General features: G+C 47.0%; 11 protein-coding genes. All 11 read right to left on the bottom strand.

All coding sequences use genetic code 11. The features are described from left to right. Nucleotides 1–340 precede the first annotated feature (340 nt). Nucleotides 341–472: an alpha/beta hydrolase fold domain-containing protein gene (locus ACX93W_RS20885; RefSeq protein WP_459394307.1), complete on the bottom strand. Its 132-nt coding sequence runs from the start codon at nt 470–472 to the stop codon at nt 341–343. A 5-nt stretch (nt 473–477) separates the two neighbouring features. Then, nucleotides 478–846, bottom strand: a complete 369-nt coding sequence (locus ACX93W_RS20880) for an alpha/beta hydrolase (RefSeq protein WP_459394299.1) — start codon at nt 844–846, stop codon at nt 478–480. Nucleotides 847–872: 26 nt separating this feature from the next. Then, nucleotides 873–2,342, bottom strand: a complete 1,470-nt coding sequence (gtfA, locus tag ACX93W_RS20875; RefSeq protein WP_459394298.1) for a sucrose phosphorylase — start codon at nt 2,340–2,342, stop codon at nt 873–875. Between the two features lie 13 nt (nt 2,343–2,355). Next, nucleotides 2,356–3,312: a carbohydrate kinase family protein gene (locus ACX93W_RS20870; protein ID WP_459394297.1), complete on the bottom strand. Its 957-nt coding sequence runs from the start codon at nt 3,310–3,312 to the stop codon at nt 2,356–2,358. Between the two features lie 62 nt (nt 3,313–3,374). Beyond that, a complete protein-coding gene (locus ACX93W_RS20865; protein WP_459394296.1) occupies nt 3,375–4,349 on the bottom strand; it encodes a LacI family DNA-binding transcriptional regulator in 975 nt (324 codons plus the stop codon). 35 nt (nt 4,350–4,384) lie between these two features. Next, nucleotides 4,385–5,374, bottom strand: a complete 990-nt coding sequence (locus ACX93W_RS20860; protein WP_459394295.1) for a LacI family DNA-binding transcriptional regulator — start codon at nt 5,372–5,374, stop codon at nt 4,385–4,387. Between the two features lie 65 nt (nt 5,375–5,439). Then, entirely contained in the window at nt 5,440–6,258 is an 819-nt protein-coding gene (locus tag ACX93W_RS20855) for a carbohydrate ABC transporter permease (protein WP_459394294.1), read from the bottom strand. Continuing rightward, a complete protein-coding gene (locus tag ACX93W_RS20850) occupies nt 6,258–7,136 on the bottom strand; it encodes a carbohydrate ABC transporter permease (RefSeq protein ID WP_459394293.1) in 879 nt (292 codons plus the stop codon). Before ACX93W_RS20850 ends, ACX93W_RS20855 begins: the two co-directional genes overlap by 1 nt. Before the next feature lie 126 nt (nt 7,137–7,262). Continuing rightward, nucleotides 7,263–8,624 carry an ABC transporter substrate-binding protein gene (locus tag ACX93W_RS20845; protein WP_459394292.1) on the bottom strand — a complete coding sequence of 454 codons (1,362 nt, stop codon included), beginning with the start codon at nt 8,622–8,624 and terminating at the stop codon, nt 7,263–7,265. Between the two features lie 202 nt (nt 8,625–8,826). Beyond that, entirely contained in the window at nt 8,827–10,533 is a 1,707-nt protein-coding gene (locus ACX93W_RS20840; RefSeq protein ID WP_459394291.1) for an extracellular solute-binding protein, read from the bottom strand. Between the two features lie 105 nt (nt 10,534–10,638). Then, complete coding sequence (locus ACX93W_RS20835) at nt 10,639–11,535, bottom strand: carbohydrate ABC transporter permease (protein WP_459394290.1); 897 nt, start codon at nt 11,533–11,535, stop codon at nt 10,639–10,641.

Genomic DNA, 11,535 nt, shown 5'->3' with positions numbered 1-11,535 from the left:
TGCCTATCCTTTTACATTAGGAGTTTTTTTAATGGATTTCCAGAGAATACCATCAATTTCTTCAAAATATAGGAACTTATGAGAAGGTTGTTTTTCATGTTAGGTTTGGTGCAAGGCTAGTGCTCTAACGGACAAGGATGTCCGTTAGAATTTCAAAATCTGCGTTTTACGCGTCTAACGGACTTCCGTGTCCGTTAGAGCGTTTGACTTTTTGGACAGCCCCAATAAATCCACTATTTCCCAAGCGTTTCAGTCATTAACCCATTAAGCCCCGTCTGAGGGCGGCGACATATTCTTCTTTGGTCCTGCGGCTGATGCCGGCATCCGCGGAAACATGCTCTTATCCATGATAACCGCCGGGATATAGATGGAATTCCACATCGACTCCGGCTTGGGCGAGGCGGGCGACATAGCGAATGGTTTCATCCCGAAACGGATCAAGCTGGCCGACGCAGGTATATGCTGGAGGCAGGCCGCTTAAATCACTCGCGAGGCTTGCCGCCGCCGGTAATCTGGCGAAACGACGACGCAGCCTGCGCCTTCAACAAATCCTTCGCATATCCTATCTTCGCCGTCCGGCGTTCCAAGGATGTATCCTCCGCCATGAATCCACAAGAGAGCCGGAAGGGGCTCGCCTTCTCTCTGGGATGGCTCGTATAACTTCACGCGCAGCTGCTGCCCCGAGCCTCCGGAAATAAATCTTTCGCTTGTTTTTACCGCGCCGGAGTTGCATGCCGTAGTTGGAGACTGTTTTCTTGCTTCCGCCAGCCCATCCGGCAAATGGAGCGGCGGCAGGCTTTTGAACCCTTCTCTTAATTCAGGAGACACTCTGTTTATCAAATCCATTGCGCTGCCTCACCCTTATTCGTTTCTTATAGGCAATAGCTTTCAGCATTTTCGTTGTTATCCGTATACGTAATCATACTGATGTATGACTTCAAATCAACAAACAGCAAGCAATATTGCTCGCCCTTGCGCCAGATCAGCCTGAGCTCGTCATCATTGGAAGATAACACTTCAAATTCGCCTTGAAACGCAATGTGTTCGTTGCGGAAGGCGATAAGCTTCATTAAGCGTTTCACGACAGCTTTCTCAAGACATTGCTGAATTTCCTCCACGCTATAGTTATGCCGATTGATTTCTCTGCCATCTCCATTTTTTTGCACGGCCTGGAAGTCATTTTCTCCCGCCAGCAGCCCTACGTAATAAACCTGGGGAATCCCCGGCGCAAAAAATTGAATGGCCCGCGCCGCCAAATACGCATCGTCGTTATGATCCAGCGCCGAATAGTAGGTGCAGCGAATTTGATGAACATCAAATCCATCCTCCGACTTGTGCTCATCGGAAAGGATCAAGCTGAGATTGGCTCCCCGCTCTACACATAGGTCCGTTAGCTCTCTGGCTTTTTTGGTATCGATCAGCCCGTCCAGATCCGGCTTCACCGGAATGCCGTCATGGCAGTCCAGCATCGTAAACTGGTTGCGGGGACGCGTTTTCAAATAATAAAGCAGCTCTTTGCTGTTCCGGTTAACCAAGGTGTCGAGAATCCGGTACGGCAGGATGAAGTCATAAATCCAGAACCCGCGCTCCGCAAGCTTGTATTGCGTTTGGTAGTGGGCATGCACTTCCGGCAATAGCTCGATATCCAGCGATTTCGCCATCTCCATTATCCAGTCCAGAAAACGATAGATTTCCGGCTCGACAAAAAAGCAGCTGGTGCCAAGCTTTTTCACCACGTAACCCACCGCGTCCAGACGGACAATTTTTACATTGTTATTTTTAAAATTGGTAAAAAACGCGGTTAATAGCTCTTTAGCTTTTTCAGAGTAAATATCCAGGTCGATTTGTTCGGAAGGGCTCGTTTTTCCAAATGTAGTCCAGACCGTTTCTTCCTTGCCCGTGTCTTCAATGGTAAAGGTGGAATAAGGCAGAGGACGCCGCAAAAACATTTTGTCGATATGCTCCTGATCGGGTTTTCCATCCGGCCACAGCTTGTCCAATGTAATAAAAAGATCGGCGTATTCCGATTCCCGCCCTTTTATCAAAAAATCCTGAAAATAAGGGGAGCGTTGAGAAATATGATTAACCATCAAATCAACCAGAACATCATGGTTGGCCCCGATTGCTTTCAAATCGTCCCATGTGCCGAATTCGGGATGGATTTCAAGGTAGGTTAATGGAGCAAATCCTCGGTCTCCTGAGGAGGGAAATGGCGGCAAAATATGAACCCCGCCCTTGAACAAACCGGAAAAAAACGTATCCATAACATGAAGGAGAGACTTGAGGTCCCCGCCAAGAGAATCCGGGTATGTGATTAATTGAACTTGGTTTTTTAATCCCACGCCAAATAACCTCCTAGTTGAAATATAAGTTTTTGATTTTTTCCAATAGCGGGAGATCAACAACCGCTCCGGTATATTTAAGCTTAAATGCGCTTACGGCAAAGCCAAGGTTCAGTGACTCTTTAAGGGTATACCCTTTTATTAATGCGGAATAAAAGCCGGACCAGAACGCATCGCCCGCGCCTGTCGTATCCTCGACCTCGGTAGCCAGCGAAGGAAAATTCAGCCATTCATCTCCATTGGAGACAATAGCGCCGTCCTTGCCCAGCGTCATAATAACAAGCTTGGCTCCCAGGTCCAGAAACTTCCGGATTTGATTATGGGGAGTATCCGCTCCAAAAAGCCTCTCCGCATCATCCTCCGAAGGTTTCACGATATCCACCTTGCTAATCATGTCTTTGATGTAGGCCGGGCCGTCCTCTCCCCCCTGCCATAACATGGGGTGGTAATTGGGATCAAAGCCAACCAAAATATGATTCCGGGCAGCAAGCTCCAGCGCTTGCTCTATTGTTTCTCTTGCCGGCCGCATGGAGATGGGCCAGGAAGAAAAATGAAAGATGCTGGATTGAAGAAGAGTCCTCTTCAGCCCTTCTGTCAGCTCAAGCTGATAATCCGCGCTTCGATAAAAAACCGGTATTGGGCTTGCTTTGCTTTTGGTCAATAAAACCATGCTGGTGGCGTGATCCACTCTTTCGATCAACTCCGGTTCAATCCCCTCTTGCCTGACTCGCCGGAGCAGAAAGTCGCCTAACTGATCCTTTCCTACCGCTGCGGCGATTTGGGAGCGTATGCCCAGCTTCCTTGTATTCATGGCAATATTTGCAGGCGCGCCGCCAAAATATTTCCGATACGCGCCCTCTTGAGTAACGCCGTCATAATGATCCGAAATAAGATCCACAAGAAGTTCGCCTATCGTCAAAAGATCATTGCTTTTTTTCTGAACATTCATCGTTGCATTAAATTCGAACACAGGGGTTCCTCCCGGAACTTTGATTTCTTCGATTACCTATCCATTCCAACCGGAACGATCCATCAGGTTGTGCTTCTCTCTACTAATTGAACGGGCAGAATTGTTTCAAGCGGAGGCGACTGTCCCTCGATAAGGCCCGCCAAATATCGGACGGCGAGTTTCCCCATATCGTTGATGGGCTGGCCCACTGTTGTCAGCTCATCGATCCCGCCGATCAGGATGCCGTCGTATCCCACTACCTTGACCTGCTCCGGCACTTTTTTGCCAATTCGCCTGCATTCCTTGATTACTTGAAGGGCAAGCATGTCACTGCTGGCAAAAACGCCGTCAATATCGGGATGCTCCCGAAACAGCTCCGACACCATGACCTCATATTCCGTATAATTAAATCCGTTTAAATTGGTTTGCTTGATTACATGCTCGACCTTTGCCTGGGTTACCTGCTCGATAAAGGCATCGTATCGCTGCCTGGCAAGCATATTTAATTTTAAGTTGCCGCTGAGATAAGCTATTTTTTTGCAATGTTTCTGGAGCAGCAATTGGGTAGCCAGCATGCCGCCCCTGTAATTATCAGAGGAAATATAGGGAATGGCGGATGAAATTTTACGATCTATGGTGATGAGCGGCAGCTTAATCGACTTGTAGTCATTAACGCTCATCGTATGGCTTCCCATTATAATGCCGTCTACCTGGCTGGCTCTGAGCAAATCGATATATTCTTTTTCCTTATCCTTGTCCATCAAGGAATTGCACAGCATCAATTTGTATCCTTGCTTGTACGCGTAATATTCAATATGCTTAGTCAATTGCGCAAAAAAGGGATGTGAAATATCGGGTATGATGAGACCGATCACATTGGACTTTCTGCGGGTCAGCGATCTCGCAAGCTCATTGGGCTGATAATTCAGCTCCTCCATGGCTTCATGCACTCTTGCCTTCAGACTATCGCTTAAATAACCCCGATTATTTAAGACACGGGAAACGGAAGTAACGGACACTCCGACCTTCTCCGCAATATCCTTGATCGTTATCGTCAATGTTTATCCTCCTTGCGTAATCCTCCCTCTCATCTTCATGTTGTTTCTCGTCTAACAAAGGAGACTGGAAAGGTATTTATCATCGGCACGTCTTCGCCTTCGATTTGAGAAATAATGGACTCAATCGTACATTCGCTCATTTGTTGAATCGGCTGCTTAATCGTGCTGAGCCGCGGCGACGTCAGGGAGGCTACCCCGGTATCGTCATAGCCGATTAGTTTGACATCCTGGGGAATGCCCCGGTTCAGGAGCCGGCAAGCTTGTATAATTTCCGCGGCAATTAAATCGCTGCTTGCAAAAATACCGTCAACCCCGGGATGATGCTTCAGGAAATCGGCAATGTCATTGACATGATTTAAAGGCTCGGCCAACATCTGCTCCAATGGCAGGTGGACTGCTTCAAATCCATGCTTCGCCAGCTCATCGCCAAACCCTTGGCTACGCCCGCTTGCCAGCATTGCCCCATGATGAGGCCCGCCGATCCCCCGGTACACATAAGCAAAGCTCCGGCAGCCTTGTTGCACAAGATGCTCTGCCGCCTGAATCCCTCCGGAATAACTATCCGAGGTGACGAGCGGTATATCGCCGGATAGTTGTCTGTCGAATGAGACGATGGGCAGATTCAAGTTCAAGTAATGCTCGACATCCAGCACCGCGCTGCCCATGATGATGGCGTCGACCTGATTTTTTTTGAGCATATCGATATATTGGCGTTCTTTGGCTATGTCCCGGTTTGAGTTGCAGAGCAGCAACTTGTAGCCTTTTTCATGCGCGTAATTTTCTAAATGGTAGGTTAGTTCACTGAAAAAGGGATGTGCGACAGTGGGAATAATCAGCCCGATCATATTGGACTTTCGCCGAAAAAGCGCCCTCGCCATTTCATTGGGCTGATAATTCAACTCTTTCATGGCTTGGTATACCCGGTCACGCGTTTTCTGGCTAATATAGCCCCTATTGTTCAGCACGCGAGAAACCGTTGTGACAGAGACTCCGGCTTTTTCCGCAACATCCGTTATCTTGATCATGTGCATCCACCTTGTTTTTTTAAGCCAAGTATAAACCAGAATCCCAACATTTTCAGCTTTTGCCCTTATTTAAGCGCTCCTTCGGTGATGCCTTTAATAATTTGCTTTTGCAGGAAAAGATAAAGCACCAAAACCGGAATGATGGTCATGATCAGTCCCGCCATCAGAGGCGAATAATCCACAGAGTAGGAGCTGAAAAACGTAAACGTCGACAACGGAAGCGTACGATGCTCCGGCGATAACAGCACAAGGCTCGGCAGCAAATAATCATTCCAGATCCATAACACGTCCAGCACAACCAAGGTCACAATGACCGGCTTCAACAGCGGCAAAATAATGCGGAAAAACGTATTAAGCCGGGAGCTGCCTTCGATAAACGCCGATTCCTCCAATTCATACGGCACCCCTTTAATGAATCCATGAAACGTAAATACGCCAAAGGGGATGCCAAAGCCCGTGTACATAAACAACAGGATGGTTTTTGTGTTGAGAAGCCCCAAATTGCCATAAATCATAACAAGCGGAATCATGATGACCTGGAACGGAATCGTCATAGACGCCAGCATGACATAAAACAAAATATGATTTGTTTTCCATTTGAAACGAACAAACAGATAACCCGTCATGGATGAAAACAAAATAATAAACAATACGGAAATAACCGTAATAAGCAAGGAATTAACAAACGCCTGCGGAAACTGCATATTTTTAAAGGCGCTCATGTAATTGTCAAAATTAAAGCTGGTTGGAAGCGCTAATGGATTATCTACAAAATACTGCGATTTTTTGAAGGAGTTCATTACAATCAACAGAAACGGAAACAGGAACGCCAGCAGAAACAAATAAAGCAGGATGGATTTGAACAGAGATTGCCGTGCAGCCATTACGATTCCACCTCCAATTTCTTCAGAAGATAGGATTGGGTAAGTGCCACGATGGCAACAACCGCAAACAACACCACGGCCTCTGCCTGACCAATGCCATATTGATTGGACAAAAATGCTTTTTTGACAATGTGGTAGGAGGCAAGCTCCGTGGAATTAAACGGTCCGCCTTTGGTCAATGCCAGATTAATGTCATACGTCAAAAACGCGCGCGAAATCGAAATAAAAATACAAATGACGATAGCCGGGATGGAAAGAGGCAGGATCACCTTTTTGACGATCGTTGACCTTTTTGCTCCATCAATGCTTGCGGCTTCAAGTACATCATGGGGAACTCCTGAAAATCCTGCAATATAAATGATCATCAGGTAACCGACAAGCTGCCAGGATGTTGCGATTACAAGCGCCCAAAAGGCGCTGCCCGTGCTGGTTAGCCAAGATGTTTCGAATAGGCTCCACCCATACTTTTCTCCCAAGTAGGGCAATACCTGAGAAAAGAGCATTTGCCACAAATAACCGAGAACAATTCCCCCGATCAGATTCGGCGTAAAAAATCCGGTGCGTATCCATTGCTCGCCCTTAATTCCGTTAGTTAGTGCCAATGCGACAAAAAAGGCAATCAGATTAGAAATCAAAACCGTAAAGAAAACATATTTGATCGTAAACCACAGCTGCCCGAGATAAATTTTATCGTGAAACACATCAACATAATTGGAAAAACCAATGAGGCTGCCGTCATTGGACGCAACATCCCAGTTCGTAAAGGTCAAATACAGACCTACAACAAACGGAATAAGGACAACGGCCGCAAAAACAAAGGTGGAAGGGCCACCGAACAGGAGAAAGGTGCCCGCATTTTTAAGCGTATTCTTTTTCATTATTTTGCTGCCCCTTTTCATACAAGGTCATCCCTGAGCTTAACGTTATATGACAACCGCTTGACACATAAGGCGTCAAGCGGCTGCCGCGATGACTGTCCGTCATCGTGTGCTTGCGTTTACCATTTATTTGCCCGCGTATGATTTCCAGTAAGCCTCTACCTCGTCCGCAAGCCCTTGGCGATCAATATTGCCTACCAAATATTTTTGCATGGATGCGCCGGTTTTGGCCCAATAATCCTGAGGGAAATAGTTGATAACGCCGATATTCATGCCTTTGCCTTGATCCACATATTGCGTTACTGCTTCCGAAATGATATTAGTCCCTTTAACGGCTACATCCTTGTAAGGCATCGACAAGCCCATTTCCGACACAATCGCCGTTTGGCCTTTCTCGCTCGTTACGAGCCACTCCAGAAAAGCTTTGGCTGCTTCCTGCTGCTCGGGAGTTGAACCGGAATTATCAATCGCAAGCAATTTAGGTTCGCTATAAGCAATTTGCGAATTGCCAAAGTCGGATGCGTTGTTGCTGATTGGAACAGGGATAATGCCAAATTCCTGGTCGCGTCCCTCAAGCGGCCCAACTACAGCCCAGGTCCAGTCGCCCATAAAATAGAAGGCTGCATTGCCGTTGGCAAAATCGGCGCTATCTTTATTGTAGTCGGCGACAAGAGGATCCTTTTTCCTTGCGTTGTATTGAGCCAGCAGATCAAAGGTATCCATCAATCCGTTAAACTGCGGATTTTCGGTGAGCTTAACGTTTCCGTTTTTGAGCTCCTCGACAAAAGCAAGATTTTCCTCCAGATTATCGGATTGAAGGGAATACGTCAGTCCCAAATAATGCGCGCCCAGCGACCAATCTGCTCCATGCAGCATTACAGGAGCTGTGCCGGCTGCTTCAATCTTGGCAAATAACGCAGCCAAATCATCACGGGTTTTGATGGATGCCGGATCAAATGCTCCGCCTATCGCTTCTTCGACAACCCGTTTGTTGTACAGCAAGCCGTAGCCTTGCGCTGTCCAAGGGATGCCAAGGAACTTGCCCTCCAATAAAGCTCCGTCGATTGCGCCCGGCTTGGTCAAGGATTCATACTTGGCCTTATCGGACTCCAAATCAAGAAACTTATCCTTGAATTGCAGGATGGTTCCCGCATCCAGATTGGCAATCGTTGCAGGATTGTTAGAGGCCAGCAGAGATTGGAACTTCTCAAGCTGCGCTCCGCCTATCGGAGTTGGAATCAATTCGATGGTAACGTTTGGTTTTACTTCATGATAAGCCTTAAACAACTCTTCAAACACCGTATTGACTTCAGCCGAAGTATTGAAAAAAGTCAGCTTTACTTCCTTTTCCCCGCTGCCTTGCCCTTCCTGAGTTCCCCCTGCGTTAGTTGCCGATGGGTTGGAGGTGTTGGCATTAGAGCATGCGACCAGCACAGAAAGCACCAGAAGCATACAAATTCCCCATACTAGATTTTTTTTGAATTTCACCTTGTTTCCCCCTTTAACTGTTTAGAAAGCGCATACACCATGCTTTCAGCAATATGATAACCGGTTAACATATATTCTGTCAACCGGTTGTCATATCGATTTTATCCAGTTTTTGTTGAGAAACAAACGGGGCTGTCCGAAAAGTCAAGTGGAAGAAATAAATATTCACCGTATCTGACTTTTCGGACAACCCCTTCTTGCTTTATTTATACTGTCGATCAAAGCCTTTTTGATACGTTTCCAGCAAGGTATCCAGGCCGATTTTTTTCAAACTGTCCACATAAGCGTCCCAGTCCGTAGTCAAGTTGAGGTCGCCAATAATAAAGCGGACACGCGATTCCGAAATGTAATTTTCCAATTCGACTCTAATCGTTTGTATGGCTTCATTCTCTTCGCTCAACAGGCGAATCGGCGGCAATACGCTGGTTTCTTCCTTCGACGGCGTATATGGTTTATACACCTTATCCGATACCTCGTATAACAGCTTCTCCAATCCTTCTTGCGAATACATATCGACATCCGCATTGGTAGCTTCGCCAAGTCTCCATTCCGCCGGTGCGTTTTCGATCCCCATAAACATCCAGCCATAGTTTTGCGGCTCATTGGAGTATGGTCTCAGCCTTTTGAAAAGCGCAGGTTTGCCGTCCAATCCGACTTGGCCAGCATCCGCATCATCCCACTGCTCGCCCTTGATGCCGATCGCCATGCGCTGTTGCGTCTCAAACAGGTACAAATCGTCGGCCAGACGGATAGCGGCCTCCGGGTATTTTGATTTTGCGGAAATGAGGAAATCGCCTGTTTGCGCGCCGTCGTATTCAAAATACGGCACCTGCTGCACGCCGCCTGGCCCCTTCAAAGGCGGCAAAGCCTGGAATTCCCGATAACGCTCTTCATTGTTCACAGCGTCAATCAAAGCATTATGCCCGCCGACCGGCACCGCGCCGAGGATGGAGGCATCGGGGTTGTTGGCAATGCCTTTTAACTGATCATTTTTTTGCGTAAACGATGGCTGATAAATAAGTCCTTCCTTGTACAGCTTGTTCAGGTAGGCAAGCCCTTCCTTGTATCCCTCTGAATCCACGATAGTAGATACCGTCTGCCCGCTCATATACGTCTTGAGCGGATTCCACATGCCGGTATCATATGCAAACGCATTCATAATAAAGCTGTCCACGTTTGTTCTCCATCCATCCGTTGCGCCAGCAAGCGGAATTTCATCCGCAAGGCCATTGCCGTTGGGGTCCTGCTCCTTAAAGGCCTTCAAGACGTTGTAGAACTCATCGGTAGTAGTTGGCATTTCCAGGTTTAGCTTATCGAGCCAAGTCTGATTAATCCACATTTTTTGCGAATAATTGCAATGGAAGCAGTCATTAATGGACGGTAGCGCGTAGATTTTCCCGTCCGTTGCCGTCATTCTTCCTTTTAATGATTCATTCTGGGAAAGAATTTCTTTGAAATTTACCATATATTTATCAATCAAGTCGTCCAGAGGCCGAAAAATCTGTTGATCAACGCCATACATCGCTTCCGTGTTATAACCAATGCCCATGCCAAGAAATACATCCGGCAAATCCCCGGAAGCCAGCACCAGATTTAATTTTTCCGTTGCGTTGGCGGATGGAACGGGGTCCCATTCGATATGAATATTCGTTCGCTCCTCAAACCATTTCGTAAATTCGTTTGTAGAAAAATCAATTACTTCAGGGTATTGGGGAACCATCACTCGCAGCGTTATTTTTTCATTCACAATCGGGAAGGTGCCGGGTTCCGTCACAGGCGCGCTGCCTTCAGGAGCTCCTTCTCCATTGCCAGTGCTGTCGGTTATTTCCGACCCGTTTTTGCTGCAAGCCGTTAACACGAGAGAAGCAATCAGCACTACGCTTAGAAACCATGCCCACTTTTTTCTCATCTCAGCATTACTCCTTCAACCCTTTTTTTTGGTCAAAACCCCTTGCGATCCATAGCTTGCACATCTACACCCGCCTTGCATCACCCCCTTCAAGATTAGCCGTCATCACCCTTTAATTGCGCCTATCATAACTCCTCTCACAAAATACCGCTGGACAAAGGGATAAATCAGCAGCATCGGCACGCTCGCCACTACGATAACCGCATATTTGATAATGTCAGCGATTCCTTGCTTGCGCTGAAGGACCTCAAAGTTCTGCATCATCGACTGGTCCATTTGATTCAGAATCAGAATATTCCGGAGCACAATCTGAAGCGGCTGCAAGTGCTGCGACTTCAAATAGATCAAAGCCTGAAAATAGGAGTTCCAATGCCCAACCCCGTAATACAGCACCATAACCGCCAAAATGGGAGCAGATAGCGGCAAAACAATGCGAAGCAGAAACCGGAAATCATTACAGCCATCGATTTGCGCGGCCTCATAAAGCTCATTCGGGATAGTCGTTTGAAAGTAAGTGCGGGTTATAATGACATTCCAGACCGACAGCGCCACTGGTAATAGCATTGCCCATCTCGTATCCAGCAGATACAAGTCTTTGACTAGCAGATAGGTTGGAATAAGTCCCCCGGAAAACAGCATTGTAAAAACAAAAATCGCCATAATTCCGTTTCTGCCCATCATTTCTCTGCGCGACAAAGGAAATGCAGCCATAACCGTTAACGTGATGTTGATTGCCGTTCCCGCCGCCAAATAAATTAAGGAATTGATAAAACCCGTAATAAATTGGGCGTTGCTCCAGATCGCCTTGTAGCCGTCCAGCGTAAAATCAACGGGAAAAAGCCAAACCTTGCCGGAGACGACCGCCTGCGCGCTGCTCATTGAAGCGCTTATAATATAGAGCAATGGATACGCAACAACGATCAGCGCGGTCCACAAAAACACAAGAATAACCAAATTGAATATCCGGTCGCCAAAAGATTCTGTAATGATCGGCCTAGACAT

The sequence above is a fragment of the Paenibacillus sp. CAU 1782 genome (genome assembly GCF_054551715.1).
This window is presented reverse-complemented; position numbering and strand designations above follow the sequence as displayed.